At 49.1% G+C, this 18,247-nt stretch carries 9 protein-coding genes; 7 read left to right on the forward strand and 2 right to left on the reverse strand.

The features are described from left to right. Positions 1-25 precede the first annotated feature (25 nt). Positions 26-1,387 (reverse strand): alkaline phosphatase, encoded by a 1,362-nt coding sequence (locus RSX24_RS07995; protein ID WP_343260497.1) that lies wholly within the window; start codon positions 1,385-1,387, stop codon positions 26-28. 1,066 nt (positions 1,388-2,453) lie between these two features. Between RSX24_RS07995 and RSX24_RS08000 the strand changes: the two genes are divergently transcribed. Further along, complete coding sequence (locus RSX24_RS08000) at positions 2,454-2,858, forward strand: hypothetical protein (RefSeq protein WP_236412404.1); 405 nt, start codon at positions 2,454-2,456, stop codon at positions 2,856-2,858. Between the two features lie 214 nt (positions 2,859-3,072). On the opposite strand, the gene RSX24_RS08005 is transcribed toward RSX24_RS08000, so the two are convergent. Further along, positions 3,073-4,053, reverse strand: coding sequence for a hypothetical protein (locus RSX24_RS08005; protein WP_343260217.1), 981 nt, complete (start codon positions 4,051-4,053; stop codon positions 3,073-3,075). Between the two features lie 306 nt (positions 4,054-4,359). Between RSX24_RS08005 and RSX24_RS08010 the strand changes: the two genes are divergently transcribed. From RSX24_RS08010 to RSX24_RS08035, 6 genes are all read left to right on the forward strand, one after another. Further along, positions 4,360-5,397 (forward strand): LacI family DNA-binding transcriptional regulator, encoded by a 1,038-nt coding sequence (locus RSX24_RS08010; RefSeq protein ID WP_339272693.1) that lies wholly within the window; start codon positions 4,360-4,362, stop codon positions 5,395-5,397. A 172-nt stretch (positions 5,398-5,569) separates the two neighbouring features. Beyond that, positions 5,570-8,032 carry a hypothetical protein gene (locus RSX24_RS08015; protein ID WP_343260218.1) on the forward strand — a complete coding sequence of 821 codons (2,463 nt, stop codon included), beginning with the start codon at positions 5,570-5,572 and terminating at the stop codon, positions 8,030-8,032. Positions 8,033-8,429: 397 nt separating this feature from the next. Continuing rightward, positions 8,430-9,821 carry an extracellular solute-binding protein gene (locus RSX24_RS08020; protein WP_343260219.1) on the forward strand — a complete coding sequence of 464 codons (1,392 nt, stop codon included), beginning with the start codon at positions 8,430-8,432 and terminating at the stop codon, positions 9,819-9,821. A gap of 46 nt (positions 9,822-9,867) precedes the next feature. Then, a complete protein-coding gene (locus tag RSX24_RS08025; protein WP_236412410.1) occupies positions 9,868-10,845 on the forward strand; it encodes a carbohydrate ABC transporter permease in 978 nt (325 codons plus the stop codon). Continuing rightward, entirely contained in the window at positions 10,845-11,726 is an 882-nt protein-coding gene (locus RSX24_RS08030; RefSeq protein ID WP_339272689.1) for a carbohydrate ABC transporter permease, read from the forward strand. The genes RSX24_RS08025 and RSX24_RS08030 overlap by 1 nt, the downstream gene beginning before the upstream one ends. 18 nt (positions 11,727-11,744) lie before the next feature. Beyond that, entirely contained in the window at positions 11,745-18,098 is a 6,354-nt protein-coding gene (locus RSX24_RS08035; RefSeq protein WP_343260220.1) for an S-layer homology domain-containing protein, read from the forward strand. Positions 18,099-18,247: the final 149 nt, after the last annotated feature.

Here is an 18,247-nt window from a genome sequence, read left to right on the forward strand (position 1 = left end):
AGAGGGACTGCTGATAAAGCTTTGATTATTTATGCTTCTTCAAAATATCGAAAATGATTTCTGCATTATCCGTATTGTCGATCAGGCCGGAGAAGCGGTGGCTTGCCGGACCGTAAGCATAGACTGGCACGTCTTCTCCCGTATGTCCGCCTGTTGTCCATCCCGTAAACGAACGGTTATCGATAATCGTTTCAATGGCATTGTCGATCTTCGTTACATCGGCGTCTTTAGCTGCATCTTTTACGGATTGAATTTCTTCAGCCGTCAGCTCAAGCTTGAGGTAGCTTTTAAGCGTTTCCTCTACGGAAGCACCTTCAGCAATCCGGGCTGCCATGAAATCCGGAGTGCGTACCGCAGCTTTGATCGGATCCACGAAGAAGTTATATTCACCGTCTTTGCCAAGCGTGAGTCCGCCTGTGGAATGGTCGGCAGTGGCAACGACAAGGGTTTCGCCGTCTTCTTTGGCAAAATCGATCGCTGCCTGGAATGCTGCAGCAAAATCCTCCATTTCGCTCATGGCGCCAACAATGTCATTATCATGGCCTGCCCAGTCAATCTGGCTGCCTTCAACCATGAGGAAAAACCCATTTTCGTTTGTGCTCAAACGATCAATCGCCGTATTTGTCATCTCGGCCAACGAAGGCGTTTCGCTAGTACGATCGATATATTTGTCCAGCCCTCCGTCCGCAAAAAGGCCCAGAACTTGTTTATTGGTATCTGCGAGCAGGGCGCTGCGGTCTGTCACATAGCTAAAGCCGGCTTCCCGGAACTCTTTCGTCAGGTCGCGATCCTTACGTACAAAATTTGATTTTCCCCCACCTAACAGGACATCCACTTTGTGTTTTCCATTGATCAATTCGTCATAGTAATCATCTGCAATTGCGTCCATGTTCTTGCGGCTGATGTCATGGGCACCGAATGCAGCCGGTGTAGCATGGGTGATCTCCGAGGTAGCAACAAGCCCGGTGGATTTTCCGTTTTCTTTGGCCTGCTCCAATACCGTTTTAACTTCAGTCTTGTCATGATCGACGGCAATGGCGGCATTATAGGTCTTCACGCCAGCAGACATGGCGGTTGCCGCGGAAGCGGAGTCGGTCACGTTCTGAGTGTCATCATCTGGATACGTCATTTGAGCTCCCACAAGGTAGGGATCAAATACGGTTTTCTCCATGACCTTTGTAGAAGGATCATCTTTCATATAACGGTAAGCGGAAGTATAAGCAGTTCCCATGCCGTCACCAATGAGGAAGATGATATTTTTGACCTTTTTCTTCTCTACACTAATCGCTTGTACTGCATTGGCTTGTCCGGCAGACAAGACTGTAGAAGCAGCGACGGCCAGGCTAAGTGCTACTGCAGGGAGTGCTTTTTTTGATAATTTCACGATAAATCCTCCTTTTATATTAAACATGAATGCATGAATCTTTATTCATTTGTCTGACAATATGAAGATTAGCATTCGATTGTAAAAAAAATTCAAGCCATATGTACACGAGGAGTAAAAGATTAACAAAACATTAACTATTCCAGGTTCTCTATTTTATCGAATTCAACTCATTGAATGAAGGGAAGAGGAGGCAAAGACCCGTATTTTACATGTTTTTACTTGCTGTAATCTTGATTCTTTCCGGGTGTAGTACGCCGATTGCTGGAACAGGGGGTATATCTGATAAGCGGATCAAGGTTTAATGGGGATCACAGGATGGGTCCCGTATTGAGGCCATGCTCGATGAGTCGATGGATTCGTGATGGGTTATGGGTCATATTTGAGATATGGAGCCCGGAGAGTAATGGTTCCAGCGAGTTCATACGCACAAACCAAGCTTGAGAGCTCTACGCCAAAGCTGGCGAAGTGGTCACAACAAATCTGGATGAAATTACATTGCAATTCAACACTAACATTGAGGTGTTAAGTTCGTTTAAGTAGCTAAGAACGTAATTCGCCAGTCATAAAGAATCAGGATCTTTCCCAAACGGGAAAAATCCTGATTCTTTTTTTTTCTGTATGTTATTCCCAATACCATTTTTGAAATGTACATTAGTGCACTTTATAAAAAGCATTTTATCTCGTAGCTGCCCAAAGTGAAGAGTCTGTACCCTTCGCAGGTGAGCAGCCCCGTGAGTCGGCACGGATCTGCGTTGATTAGAATTTCGGGAATACATATTTAACCAGAAAGTAAAGAAGTCCAAAAAAGATAATGATATATGCGGCATATTTAATAAACGTGGAAGCGACCAAACTTGAATCAGACTTGTGCTGAACATCCTTATGCTCTACTTCTACTGTACGATGCGGCTCGTTCATATTAATCATCTCCTTCAGGTGATTGTGTGCTTAGAGAACCATTACACACGATAAGAAGGATTGAATCGCTGTCGGCTTCACCCAAGCGTTATTACAAGAACGGCATACACTTATAGAATGAAGCTATGATTTACTAGGAGGAGATATTATGCGAAAGAACAATATTCACGGTTGTCCGGCCCCGCAGAATATTACATTGATTCAGCGCCTGCAGTCGCTTGCAGGACGGACGGTTACGGTGTTCCAACCCGGATTCCCGAAATTAACAAAAACGACAGGCAAGCTCTCCAATGTGACTAAATCCTCTTTTACCGTTGGATCTACGGTAGTCGCAATCCAAACCTCCTTCTATATCGTAACCAACGAAAGGGTTAGACGGACGCAGCCTTTTGAATTGACTGCTACAGCGGAAGATATCGGTGAACTGAGTGGAATATTAATTCGCGTCGGACGGGGCTTTGTCGAGTTTGTTCAGACGCCAGGCCGAAGAGTGCCTACTATTTTCCCATTGAATTTATTTACTGAAGTGTTTTGCGAAAACGAGGAAGAATAAGAACACCTTATGAGAACATGGAAGAAAGGTATTCCTAAAACTAGAATGCAGCCAACGGATGCAATAAAGTACCCACTTGAAAGTCAGACCAATAAATTGGATGCAGCCGGTTGGCCACGAGCTCGGTATTATACCGGGCTCATGCTTTGCTAAGCTAGACTTTAACTTAAAAAGTCAATTCCTGTACGTAAGGAACTGACTTTTTAAGTGATTTTTAAATAACACTCTCTACGTTTTCTTTACCTTCATTGGTTAATAATGTGGTGTGTTTATGAAACAGCTCTTCAGCTGAGCTGCTAAGTATGTTAAAGTCGACTTTCCTCCATTTTTCAGGATCAGGCACATAATCCTGATCATATATTTTCTTGGACAAATTGGAACAAATTACATAGCTTGAATATGGATGAGGATTCTCTCTGTTATGATCAGCATCGGATAAAAACTTTTTCATTAACACTTTATTATTTAAAGGATGGTAAATTAATTCTACCAATTTGGCTCGATATTCCAGATCGACAGGAAGAAGACATGGGAAGTCTTCATAATCCGCTAAATGCTGCGCTTCATGAGCAAGGTATGAATATAAAAAATCGGGCTTATTTATTACTTTTTCATACCTGTCTTTTACACAATATAAGGCATTTTCAGATGCCCATCCTCCTGCAGCTCTCCCTCCAAAGGTAGCGAAATGCAGCCAGCTCTGCATAATAAAATCGGACATAAAATATACATCAATCTTTTTGGATTTCTCTGGAAGGGTGACTTCATACTCGACCTTCTCTTGTTTTCTCCATATATATGGCCCCCTAAAGGGCGGGGTAATTCCTCCTTGGAAGTAAAAACCTCTCGAGTTAAACGCTTTAGATAATTTTTCTTCAATAGAATTTAGGTCATCTGTAGTTTCGTATCCGTCTGGTAACAACTCTATTAGGGATTCCGCTAAGATCTGTTCTGCTTCCTCTTTGCGTTTTCTATTGGTTAAGACGGATCTAAAGTATTCGTAATATGCTCTAATAACACTTCTAATCCATGCATCTTTTGTTTTATATCGAAATACTGGTTTTTCAGCAAAAAAACGGTTGGCGTATTTATTTTTAAGCTTTTCCAAACCTGTATTATGATCAAGGCTTAGGAGATATTCATAAGCTTTATTGATATCTCCTTTTAAACAATAAGAATATAGTTTTTGTTTCATTATTAATATAACTCCTTAATCTGATATTTTTTGTAAGTTCGGAACACGCTGCTTAAAAGTTAATATTATGCTCCAACCACACTCTTTTTACTGAACATTATGATCGGCTATGCACTCTTTTTTTGTTTTATAAGTTGCACAACTTTTTTTAACTCATGCTAGTGAGGGGAAAAAAAGTGGAATTAAAATCCAAAATAACGATTGCAAAATCGGAGATTGTAAGGTAAGATTCACCTATCAACTCAAAAATCTAAACGTTTAAACAGCTGATGAACGATGGTTCGTATGCTTAGACAGGAGAGACCTATGAGAAAAACCAGCATAAAGGACATCGCTCTTAGGGCAAATGTTTCGATTGCCACCGTCTCCTATGTGCTTAACGGAACTCGGAATGTTCGTCCGGAAACGCGCAGACGGGTCATGGAGGCCATCGAAGCTTTGAATTACAAACCGAACGAGATTGCTAAAAGTCTCAAACGCAACCGAACGAACACCATCGGTGTCATTGCGGAGGATGTGACCGTATTTAATGCGCCGGACATTATCGATGGCATTAACGATTTCGGGGACCGCCACGACCTCCATATTCTGCTCGTCAACCTTAGGCTCGACAAGCGAATTGGCCGTCATTTTCACGATGTCGAAGCGTACCGCAAGTATGCAGCCAATGCCGTATCCGAGCTGCTTGGTAAACAGGTGGACGGCATCATCTATATCGGCGTGCACACTCGTGACTTGACAGGGCTGATCAATGTTGAGGGCAAACCGATCGTATATACTTACGGGTACACACAAGACGACATATCAATCCAGTATAATGATGAGCAGGCTTCCTATGAAGCGATGTCATACCTGGTTCAACAAGGTCACAGTCGCATCGCAATCATTAGCGGTTTGATGGATTCGATTCCTTCCAGGCGGCGATTAAACGGTTATTACAAAGCCGTTACCGAGTTTGAACTGCCGTTTGACCCGACCTTGATTAAGATGGGGGATTGGGAACGGGATTCAGGCTATCGGTTGGCTAATGAGCTGCTGGACATGCCCGATCCGCCGACAGCCATTCTGTCGATGAACGACGTTATGGGCGTCGGGGTGCTTCAGGCTGCAAAGGAGAAGGGAGTCAGCGTTCCTGATGACATTTCGGTAGTTGGTTTTGATGACAGGGAGTTTAGCGATTATCTCAGCCCGCGCCTGACAACGATGAGTTTGCCGCTTCATGAGATGGGATATTTGGCAAGTGAAACGCTCTACCGTCTAATTCAAGGGGAAGACGTTCAAGACCTTGCCATGCCGGAATGCCGCTTGATCGAGCGTGATTCCGTTCGGAGTTTGAAAGCGTAAAGGCTGGATCGGAGTAGAATAGTTTCAATACATAGGGCAAACCGCAGGTGAAAACTCCGCTATTGTACTTGAGAAACCGATCGCGTCATATCATAGACGAATTGGCGTTTCTCTTTATTGAAGATAATTTAAACGTTTAACTTCATTTCTGATCGATGAAAGGGTGATTTGAATGACGACTCTCAGCAATGATAGGTTGAAGATCGAATTGGGAGAGCGTGGAACCGTTCATTCCTTGGTGATGAAAGATGATCCCCATACGATGAATTGGGTAGTCGATCCTCGTTATTTGCGAGAGGTTGGATTTCAAGAGGATGAGGACAAGCTTTTTGGGGAATGGAGCTTGCGGTTGAACGGGAGGAACGTCCAAAGTTCGTCGTTTGTGCCTAAGGTAACGAAACATAATTCGCAATATGCTACCGTGGAGTTCAGAGATTTACCGGTCAAAATCTTGTTATCATATTCGCTCGAAGAGGATCGGCTGCGTTGGGGGATTGATCTGACGAATGAATCGGATGAGAGTATTGAAGTTCAAGGGCTGCATGTTTGGTTTTCTCTCGCCTACATCATGTTTCGAACGCAGGATGTGTATCGCAACATGCATGAATCCTGTGCCGTATTTACGCATCTCGGCGGGAGCTTCGCCAAATTTGCCGCCGTGCGGCGAAGCAACGAAGGACCTCATTTGGGAATTTACACACTCAGAGGAACGACGTCAGCCATGGGTTCTCATTGCCGATATTGCAATCGCTTTCTCGAACAGGTTTCGCCATCTTTGGACGGGTTGTTGTACCACAGGCTCTCTTTGGTGGAGGATGGCACTTCATTGAAGGAATCGGCAGCTGCCGATTGGATATATGGAGACGCTTACAATCCTTTGGTGTTAACGCCTGGACAAACGGAAAGCTGGGAGTATGCGTTTGTGTCATTCCAAAACGAGGCGGATTTCTATCGTCAAGGCGAAACCCTTGGACATCCGCGATGGAGCTATACACCCGTAGTGCCTGAAGGAGGTCAATTCAAGGCCTCGTTCAGTCTGCCAGCAGGGCTGGAAATAGGCACGTTAAAGCTATATAGTGCGCTTCGAACCACGAGTGACATCGTGGAGCAGGAAATCACGACACGCGTGATCCCTTCGGAAAAGCCAACGTCTACAGACCAGGCTTTCGGCCGTAACAACAATCACGGCATTGAACGGGAGTTCATAGTCATCCTGCCTGCTGACGAGCCGGGAGAACGCAAGCTGGAATTGGTGCTCCGGGACGGACGACGTGATGTGCTGGTTTGGAATGTGCTTGAACCGGTCCATGCATTGCTCGAAAAGCGGGCAGAATGGCTGGCGGCCAACAGCTATGAAGGAGCGGAGACCGCCCTTCGACCCCACGCGTTCCGTCCGTTGTCCAACCAGGGGGAATCGCTGGGCAAATTGGCATTTTTGCTGATGAAAAATAGGATGACTACGCCTGTTCCCGAGCAGGTGGCGAAGGCGGAAGCGGCGGCGGTGCTGGATATGAAGGTACACTGGTTCATGGACGGCGATTTGTCCCGGCCGCGACCATTGTACGGCAGCTTTTACCGCATGTATGATTTCGATTATATTGCGCACGTCTTTTATCTGTTATCGCGGATGGAAGCAGGGCTGCTCCATCTGCATTCTCCTTCCGAGTATTTGCAATGGGCCGCCGAAGTGATGTGCATGCGGCTTGATCCGGATTGCCATTCCGGTCAGCGGGAGAAGGACGAGTCGCGTCTAAATGGTGTATTCATTCTTTACATACGAGAACTGCTGCAGGAGTTGGAAGATAAGGGATATGGTGAATTGCACGAACGGCTGCGACAGCTGTGGGATCGCTTCGGTCGGGACATGGAAATCGGCGTTCGGCACTATGGCGGGGCGGTCACGGAGCACTTTTACGATAATGCCGGATTTGGCCCGACGTGCATGGCGTTATGTTTCCTTGGGCTAACCGACGAAGCTGCACAATATGGCCAGCTTATTCTGGCCAATATCGGGTTCAGCAACGACTATCGGCTGCAGAATCCGGACCGCTGGTGGGAAGCGTTGTCCCCGATGATTCATTCCTTGTGGGGCGGACTTGCGGCGTCATCGGCATTGGCTGCCTATGAACATCTGGGCGATCCTGAATATCTGGAAGCCGCTTATCGCTCTACCATGGCGATCTTTCATTGTTATGACTGGAATGTAAGATCCACGCCGCGACGGCTGAAGCCGGGTGAAGCCGCATCGACGTATAGTGTGGCTGCGCCCAATTTGAACATGCCGGAGCTGTCGCGCAATCGATTCGGACAATCGGTGTTTGTGGGAGCAGACGATCCGCTGTTTGCCGCTTTGTTCTCCGACGTTTCGGGGGATGACTGGGATATGGGCGAAGAGTTAGCGGCTTATTTGCTCGGGTTTGGAACTACGACGTATCTCTATCGGGATGGAAACGGCACATTAAGGTGTGTCAACGGATTCTTGACTGAAGAGCATGACGGGTGGACCGTGACAAGTTATGCGGCATATCCGTCCAGATACGTGTTCCGTGAAGAACGCTTGGAGTTTCGGGCTCCACAGGGAACGTTGCTGCAGAGCATTCGCCTGGAACAAGGAAAGTTCTGCGCCTGCTTATGACCGGTCCTCCAGCATGGCTTCGTCCTTTCGGTCTATATAGGTTGAACCAATGATTTTTACACAGAGACACTACGCGGTCAGAACCATCTTCCGATCGCTGTTATCCCCAGATTTCTTTGATCCCCTTGTTCAAGGGGAAAATCCGGTGATAAGCCTATGCTTCCGAAGCAGCTTTCTTTCAGAAAGCTTTTAGACCGCTTCGCTTCTCCAGATTCTTTCTGCCCTCTTCGTTATCGTGTAAATTTCCGGTTCAATCTATATAACAGGGAAAGTACAGGTCCGCCAACGTTTAGCCATGTAATAATCACTCGGATATTAATTGACCATTGTTTTTAAGTTAAACGATTAAATTCGTTTGGCTTGAAATAAATAGCTTTGAAAAAGGGAGGAAACAATCATGAGGTTTGGTAAGCGCAAGTTGATTCTGTCTCTCGCATTAACCTTGGCTTTCTCCACGCTGGCAGGCTGTTCCGGCAATTCGGACACGTCCGGCAGTGCCAATAATGCGACATCAGGCAGCGGTGACACGTCCGCCACTGGCATTACCCTAGAGCTGCTGTATTGGGGGGATGATGTACAGAAGCAACTGGTGGAATCTGCTGCAGAGAAATACACGGCGGACACCGGGGTGAAGATCAATGCGCAGGTATTGCCCGCGGACGGCACATTCGACACCTTCATCCAGACGAGAATGCAATCCGGCGAACTGCCGGACATCAGTTACATGGGGGAAGCGGACATTCAAAAGTATAATGAGATGGGCATATTGGAGGACATTTCCGACCTGCTTGCAGATGGAAGCATTCCGGAGAAACTTCCCGCAATCACCATCCATTCTCCGGAACAGAAAGTAATCGGCGTCGGATTGTCCAACCAGATGGAGCTGCTGTTCTACAGCAAATCGAAGTTTGATGAAGCCGGCGTCCCTTATCCACCTACCAAGGTTGAAGACGCATGGGATTGGGATACGTTTGTCGCCAATGCCAAGAAGCTGACCAAGGATTCAAGTGGTAAGACGGCCGCCGATGCCGGTTTCGACGCGGCCATGACTGAAAACTACGGGCTTGGTTTTACCGCAGGGCGTGAATTTCACCATTTCTGGGCAGCGAACGCGAATGGAGGGGGCATCGTATCGCCGGATGGGAAAGAGTTCCAGTGGGATTCACCCAAAACGGCGGAAGGTATTCAGAAGCTGGCTGATCTCGTGAACAAGGACAAGGTTGCTTCTGCTTTCAGCTATACCTGGAGTTCCGGAATCGGCTCGGCCGTAGATGCGTTAAGCGGAGGATATGCCATGGCCGTCAGCGGATCATGGGATTTGGCAAACATCAAGGGCAATGAAGATATCGGCGTAGGCGTGCTTCCGAAAATGGAGAAAGCGGTAACGATGAATGCCGGTGCCCCGCTGGTTGTGTACAATACCTCCAAACATATCGAAGAAGCCAAAAAATTCTATGCTTATATGGTCAACCCGGAAAATAGCCTGGACTTGCTGAAAAGCGGCGCATGGCTGCCGAATCAGGCGGACTGGTACACGGACCCTGCTCTGATCGACAAATGGACGGCTGATCTGCCGGCAAGCGCAAAGGAAACGATTCTCAGCTACGCCACGACCAAGGATGCCATCGTGCAATGGCCCGCGTACTACGTTCCGGCTTACCTGAAAATGAACACGGAATACGAAAAATCGATCGACCAGGCGTTATCCGGCCAGAAAAGCGTTCAGGAGATTTACGATGCGATTATGCCGGCCATTAAGTCGCTGTGGGAAAGCGGCAAGGTATCTTAACGCCGGGAATGTCTGAAGTTTGAATTTGAAAAGAGAGGCTATGCTTATGAATCCAGAACGCAAAATCGGTTCGGAATCCATCCCTGCCAGAAGATTTGCCAAAGGTGCCACCAAAGAGGCCTTTGCCGGATATCTCTTCGCCGCTCCTGCCATTATCGGATTTTTGGTGCTGACGATGTACCCGATGCTCGCCAGTTTATATTACAGTTTTCACAAAATTACGATGATGGGCGGCAGCCAAGTCATGGAATGGATCGGGCTGGACAACTTCAGGTATATTTTCAGCAACCCCAGCTCCGAATTCAAAAAGTCGATTACGGTTACGCTCGTTTACGCCTTTGTCAACGTGGCGCTTGTTATCGTGTTTTGCCTGATCGTTGCCCTGCTGCTAAACCGCAAGTTTATCGGGAGAAATTTGCTGCGGGCCATCTTCTTCCTGCCATCGGTCGTGCCGATGCTGGCGACAACGATCGTATGGCAGATGCTGCTGCAAAATCAGGCCAAAGGCGGACTGGTTAACTGGATTTTACTGCAGTTGGGTATCGCGCCTTTGGATTTTCTCAACGATCCGCTGCGGATTTTCTACACCTTGTTTATCATGAGCCTGTGGACATGCGGCGGGACGATCGTTGTATTTATTGCCACGCTGCAGGACGTTCCCGGAGAACTGCTGGAGGCCGTAGAGATGGACGGAGGCAACGCCTGGCACAAGTTTCTTAAGGTGACTTACCCTACGATTAAACCTGTCCTCTTCTTTCAACTCATCATGTGTATGATGACGTCGATCCAAATTTACACCCAGAGCGTGGTGCTGTCGAGAAACGGTGCGCCCGATCGGATGACGTACTTTATCAACGTCATGATCTACGACCACTCCTTTGTGCAAGTGGGCATGCGCGGATTGGCATCAGCCGAAGCGTGGATCGTATTCCTGATCACCTTGGTCATTACAGGCGTGTTGTTTTACTTTCAAGGCGCGCTGAAACGTGATGATGCCATGGGCAAACGAAAGTGGGTGAGATAATGGCGACGGTACCTGCAGCGATGAAATACACAAGCATCAAGCAGGCGAAAAACCGAAGAAAAGTGTTTCATATCGGGTTGATTTTGCTGTCCTGCCTGCTTGCGTTGATTTTTGCTTTTCCGTTGTACTGGCTGTTACGCGGCGCAATGGTCAGCCATTCGGAAATTTTGGCCAGGCCGCCCGTATTTTTTCCGAAGGAGCTTGGATTGGATAACTTCAGGCTGGGGCTTGAACGGATTCAGTTCTGGCGGCAGCTGTGGAATTCGGTTTCCATCGTCGTTCCTTATGTCATTGGCACCGTTATTACCACCAGCTTTGCCGCTTACGCGTTTGCCAAACTGCGTTTCCCGATGCGCGGCACCTGGTTTGTACTCGTCATCAGCAGCATGATGCTGCCTAGCGCGGTTACATTGCTGCCGCAATTTTCGTTATATACGTCGCTTGGGCTTGCGGGCAAACCAGCGCTGATTATTCCGGCTTTTTTTTGCGCAGGAGGCAATGCATATTTCGTTTTCCTGCTAAGACAATTTTTCATGACGATTCCTGCTGAGCTGAGCGAGGCGGCCAAAATCGACGGCGCGGGTTATTTCCGCATCTACTACCGGATCATGCTGCCTCTCATTCGCCCTGCAATGATCGTGGTTGCGCTGTTCAGTTTCATCAACTGCTGGAACGAATTTTTCTATACGATGATTTATCTGAAAACAGAGGCCGATTATACCTTGCCTATGGGCTTGTACATGGTGAACGGAATGCGTATTCCGAACTATGAGCAGGTCATGGCGCTTGCACTGATCGTAACGCTTCCCTGCCTGGTGTTTTTCCTGATCGGCAACAAATATTTCGTAGAAGGCATTACGTTGACGGGAATTAAAGGTTAATAAGGAGGAGACGAAGCAATGGCGACAAAGAAGAGGAAATGGGCAACGAAAATGTGGGTGGCCGCCTTGGCCACCGTCGTAACCTTGAATACGGGCATCGTGCCTGCGTCGGCAAATTATACGACAGACTTCGTCCATGAAGGCGTAGGCACTGACTACGGCGAAGCAGCGTGGAAGAATAATCGGATCGTGGGTGAGCCCGTAGATTTCAGCCAAGCCACCGTCGGCCAGATGATGAAGGCGATCGAAAATTTTGATTTTGACCAATTCGCCGCCGATCATGCCGATCTGCCTTGGCTCGACCAATTGCTGGTAAACGAGGGTGTCATCCCGGACGACAACAACGATGATGGCAGTGCCAACACGCTGTTCAGCCGCGGGAGCGCGCTGTATATGAAAACGCAGGACAACCGGCAGCTCGGTTTTGTCGGACAGGTACATTATGCGGATACCCTCAACAAGGACACGATGTATAACATTACCCTGTCTACAGGAGCCGTCGTGGAAAACAAGGCTGCGCGCAAAAATTATCCGAGCCACGCGGACCAGACCTACACAAGCGGCGGACTGGACATCAACCAGCGTAAATTCATTACCTCTTCAAACAGCGCCGTTACTTTGCTGAAGTTAACCAACAACGGTAATGCGCCAATTACGTTAACGATGACCGTTAAATCCCCATTCGTAACCGACACCGAGGGAGACGAATTGATCGGCAAACGGGTGGCTGCTCCAATCATGGTTGGACGTGCCGGAGAAAAATACGTGGAAGCGATGTCCCATGTCGACGTGCATTTGAGCGGGGACGGCATGATGCCTGTCGGTAATGATTTGGTCAAAGAAATTACGGTTCCTGCAGGCGGTTCGGTGGACGAGAAGGTGGTCATGGGGTGGTTGGCGGACGAAATCCCGGCCTCGAAAACGCAGTATGCTGCTTTTAAAGCAAGTAATAATGAAAAGGCTTTCAGCGACCAGGTAAAGGAGTACAACGAATGGTGGGCGCAAAATATCCCCTATATCGATATTCCGGACGAAAACGTGAAAAAGGTACTGTATTACCGTTGGTGGTCCAATCGCTTCAATTTGCTGGAAGCCAACATTCCCGGCAACGACTGGCAATTTCCGATGAACATGGAAGGCGTGCTCGGTTATAACAACGGAATTACGGTCAGCGTGCCTTGGGTGCTGCAGGATTTGAAGTGGCTGCGCGATCCGTCTTATGCGTACGGGACATGGTTAGCCCAGGGTGAGTATTCCGAAAACGCCAACTACAAAAACAATCCGGGACGCCCGAATATCTGGACATGGGATATGATGCAGAACACGTCGCAAGTGGGCTGGGAAGCCTATAAAATTTATGGCGGCGGAGAAAAGGTGCTGAAAAAATTCGCCGATTTCTCGGCAAACGACGTGACAGGCACACTGAATCATTTCCGGGGGACCAACCCCGATCTGGTTTATTACAATCACGGGCCGATTACCGGCAATGACGGGGACACAGTATCCATGCACTGGAAAGGAAACGGAAACTATGCCCGGTTGGACGGTTCTTCTACAGCATATGCGAATGCGGTAGCGACGCAGCAAATGTACGAACAGCTCGGGGATGACGCGAACGCCAAACGTATGGAAGAGGTTGCGCAGCGGATTCGAAATGCGATCCTGAACAACATGTGGTTTGACCAGGCGGATTTTGACGGCGACGGCAAGGCCGATACGAACGGGGAAGGCAGTTTTTTGCACAAAAAAGTTATCAATCAACAAGACGTATTCAATCCGTGGCGTGACAACAACATGTTTGTGTTTAACTTCGGCGTGGTGCCGAAAGAAGGCGAGCAAGGGTATGAATCCAAATACTTGACCCAGTTGTCCGACTATGGAGATCCGAACTATTATCCGATTTTCCCGTTCTTCACGGCAGATCAGCACAGTATCATGAAACGCGTGGAGGCCTTCCGGAAAGGAGAGACAAGCGCATTCGGCACCGACCAGTTCGCTTGGTGCAACTTCGGGAACTACATTAACACCATTCGCGCTTCCTTACGCCATTACCCGGTGGAAAACATCAACAGCGACACGTACAAAACGTTGTTTGACTGGGGGGCTTGGCTGCACACGGTTGAACCGGGCAATACCGATCACCTGGATTCCAACGAGTTTTTCTGGTTGGAGGATTATTTCTTCGGCACGCCTTGGACGCCGGAAAATCCGCCGAATCCAAGCGGCAAGATGGTGCGGGCGTGGATTCACCATGATACGCTGGGCATGATGAATTATTCCGTCATGGAGGATATGGCAGGCCTGCAGCCACGAGCAGACGATAAAATCGAGCTGTGGCCGCTCGGCATCAAGTATGACCATTTCGCCGTGGACAATGTACGTTATCATGATGCCAATCTGTCCATTGTGTGGCAGGACCCGGCCAAGTATAGCGACAGCGATCCATACTATAAGGACATCCCTGTCGGATACTCGCTGTTCATTAATGGCGAACGTGTCATGACCACGGATGAAATGTCGCATATCATTTTTGATACGGCGACGGGCAAGGTGGAAAAACCCGATGGTGACGTGCCAGGAGCTGTTGGAGACAACACAAACACCAATGTCATTTATGAAAAGGGCAGCGCTGTTCAACTGGCTTCGGCAGATGACACTTCAATTGGAGATAATGAAAAAGCAGTGGACATGTTTAATAAAGCCGGCGTTGACGTGGTGCACAACGGTGTAAACCTGGCGACAGCGCCCGGAACGACGGTGGAATCCAGTTATATTCATAGTAATTCGAATGTGAACCGACTGGCAGACGGGTCCACGATTGCCTCGATGAACCATACGTCGAATACGGCGTTGTTCGGCGGATCGCCGAATCCGTCCGATTCGGTCACGTTCCAATTCGATGGAACCCAAACGGTGGATAACGTCAAAGTGTACTTCTATAATGATCGGCGGCCCAACGGGTATGCTGCCCCGCAAACGTTCGGTGTGGAATACCTGGATGCGGACGGCACCACATGGAAGCCTGTAGAGGGGCAATTCCGTTATCCGGACTATGTGGCCGCAAATTACAACAATGTTGAATTCAATGCGGTGAACACGGCCGCCATCCGAGTCCATTTTACGCATGCCTCGGGCTATTCGACAGGCATTAAGGAAATTCAGATCTACAACAATCAACTGAACGTAACCCCTTCGGAAAATCTGTCGCCCAAGGTACAGCTGGACATGCCGGTGACCGTGGAGCAAGGAGCCCCGTTGAAGCTGGCGCCCATCATTACAGATGACGGTCTGCCGAGCGGGCGGTTGACGTATGCATGGAATCTGGTTTCGGGCGACGCCGATGCAGTGCAGGTCGAGGCGCTGGACCAGGCAACGCTGAATGCCACATTCGGCGCGGTGGGCGAATATCGCTACGAATTGAGCGTCAGCGACGGAGACAACGTCACGAAGGTCGAAGTGCCTATCACGGTATACGTAGCGACGGCTGAGTTGTCCGGGACTATTGCCAAGTTTGCGGACCGGGTATCGCCTCAGGGCAAGCTTGTCCGCAATGCCGACGATTTCACGCCAGACTCTTGGCAGACGCTGCAGGCAGCGCTGGTGGAGGCCAAGGAGCTGCTTGCCAAAGATGACTACACGCTTGAAGAAGTGCAATCCATGACGAATCGATTGCGCCTGGCAGAAGAGAGCCTTCGTTACCGCAATGCGGCTCTGTTGGCTACGCCCAGCGCTTCATATACGTCGGCATGGGAATCTTTGAACGGGGTAAATGACGGATATATCCCTTTGGTCCCAGGAAGCATCGGCAACCAGGAGATCGAAACCCAATACGGAAACTGGGGGTCGCCAAGCCAGAGTCATTGGGTGGAGTATACGTGGAAAAGCCCTGTGACCCTCTCCGGCAGCTCCATGTACTTTTATGATGATGGTGGCGGCGTACAGGTTCCGGCTGATTACGACTTCGAGTATTGGGATCAAGCCTCGGGCGAGTATGTTCCTGTTAGCGGACTCAGCGAGAAGAAGATGGAAAAGGGGAAATTCAACCAAGTCACCTTTAATGAAGTTACGACCGACAAACTGCGTTTAACGATGAAAAATCAAAGCAGTTCGGTATACACCGGGTTAAAGGAATGGCGGGCCATCTCGGCCAAACCTGAGGGAGAAGAAGCACCTCAAACGGACCATGGCGCGATTACGGCCATAGAGCCGGTTTCGGTCAATACGACCATCAACGTCATGCCTGAACTGCCTTCCCAAGTCACCGTGACCTATGCGGACAAGACGAAAGGGCGGGTCAACGTCGTGTGGGATGAGATCCCGGAAAACAAGCTGTCCATCGCAACCGATTTTGTCGTGCTTGGCAGCGTGGAAGGAAGCGACTTGAGAGCAAGCTGCCGTATTTATGTCAAATACGATAAGTCCCGCCTGAAAGCGGCGATCGATGCTGCTTCCGATCCTTCCGTGAACGAAGAGAACTATGTCGGCACGCCGGAGCAATGGGAAACGTTGCAGGCGGCTTTGCGGACGGCCGATGACGTGTACAACAATGACGCTTCGACCGAGGGAGATATCGATTCGGCGTACAAAGCGTTGTTGGAAGCTTTTGAAGCATTGCAGCCCATAGAGGAACACAGTGCAATCATTAGCGGGATCAACATTCCGGGCGGTTCGGTGGACCCGTTGGCCAAGGAAATTGTCGTTCCCGAATCGACGACGTTGGAGGAACTCAAAGCAGGACTGACCGTGCCTGCAAGTGTGACATTTACGGTGTACGAGTCCGATGGGCTTACGACGGCAATTGATTTGAAATCGGGATACAAAGTAACGGTAACAGCTTCTGACCTGATTACGTCGAACACGTATACCGTCATCATGGTCACGGTAAATCCGCCAGTGAATACAGCGGCGCTGGAAGCGAAGCTGAACGAGGCAAAAGCGTTGAAGCAGGAACGGTACACGGCGGCAAGCTGGAAGGACCTGGCGGAAAAAATAGCATCTGCCGAACAATGGCTGACGAGCGGAACCGCTTCACAGGCAGACATCGATGCTGCGCTTGGCGCGCTGGCTTCGGCCATGGAGGGGTTAAAGCTGCTGCCGCCGCCAACACCAACGCCCACTCCGACACCGACACCAAGTCCATCGCCATCGGCTCCAATTCCGGCACCCGTTCCAACGCCTGTGCCTACGGATCCGAAAGAATCTACGCCAGGTGCGGTGAGCCCAGGCAGAATCGAAGTGAAAGCAGCTGCCGGCAAGGGTGGCAAGGCCAAGGCCCAGCTCACAGACAGCGAGATTAAAGCAGCGTTGGAAAATATGAAGGGCGGGAAGTTAACCATTGTCATCCAAACGGACTCGGATGCAAAACAAGTCGAAGCAGAGATCCCGTGGAAAGCGCTTATTGCTGCAAAGTCCTTAACGAGTATGAGGATCGAAATAGGTTCGACCGTATTGACGGTGCCGCATCGATTCCTGACCACGTATAAGGATATCAATAATCTGGGGCTGATCGTAGAAGTTGTAGAACCTGCCGAGATGCCTGAACCTGCAGGAAAACTCCGTGAAGCGGAAGCAGCTGCCAACATTACGCTGAATGCAGACGGCAAAAGCCTCTCCGCGGAAGAGTTAAATGGTAAAGGACTCAGGTTAGCGATGCCTTATGCTTTGAAGGCAGGGATGAAGGGGCATCAGGTGGTTGCCTTTACGTTGAACGATGCGGGAGCGGCCCAAGCTGTGGTTGGCGGAAAATATGATGAAACGTCAAAAATGTTTGAGTTCAACATGCGACAGAACGGTATGTTTGGCGTCCTTGGCGTGAATGTTGCCTTCAACGATCTGACCAACGTGAGTTGGGCCGTGGAGGCGATTGAAGCACTTGCAGCCAGAGGAGCCATTCAGGGAACGGAAGCAGGCCATTTCAATCCTGCGGCTCAAGTAACCCGGGCAGAGTTCCTGAACATGTTGATGAACACCTTTGATCTGCTGGATGAAACAGCAATTCCCACCTTCAGCGATATTAAAGAAGGGGCCTGGTATAGCGACGCAATCGCTAGTGCGCAAAAGCTCGGGATCGTCAAAGGGAAAGCGGATGGCTCTTTTGGCGTCCATGAACCGATTACGCGCGAAGAGATGGCGGTCATGATTTATCGCCTTGCAAGCAGCTTGGAAGTTGCGTTACCGACCGGAGAAGGAGAAGTTTCTGCGGCGTTTGCCGATCTGGAGCATCTTTCGGCAGAGTCTTTAGCAGCAGTGGAAGCTGTGCGAAAAGGCGGTTTGATTGCCGGAATGGCGGATGGCCGCTTTGACCCTAACGGTCAGACCACACGCGCACAAGCGGCGACGGTCATTTACCGATTGCTGACAAACGTTGATTAACAGTCAAAACTATAAGCCAGGAAACCGCACTAATCCATCACACAAAGTCTATGTTTTTTCCGGTATAAGCAACGTTTTTGATTTGAATTACAGCATTGAAATGATAAGGAGTATAAAACGCCGGTGCCCTTAAGCAGGTTACCGGCGTT

Source organism: Paenibacillus hubeiensis, assembly GCF_032334105.1.
GTDB lineage: Bacteria > Bacillota > Bacilli > Paenibacillales > Paenibacillaceae > Paenibacillus > Paenibacillus hubeiensis.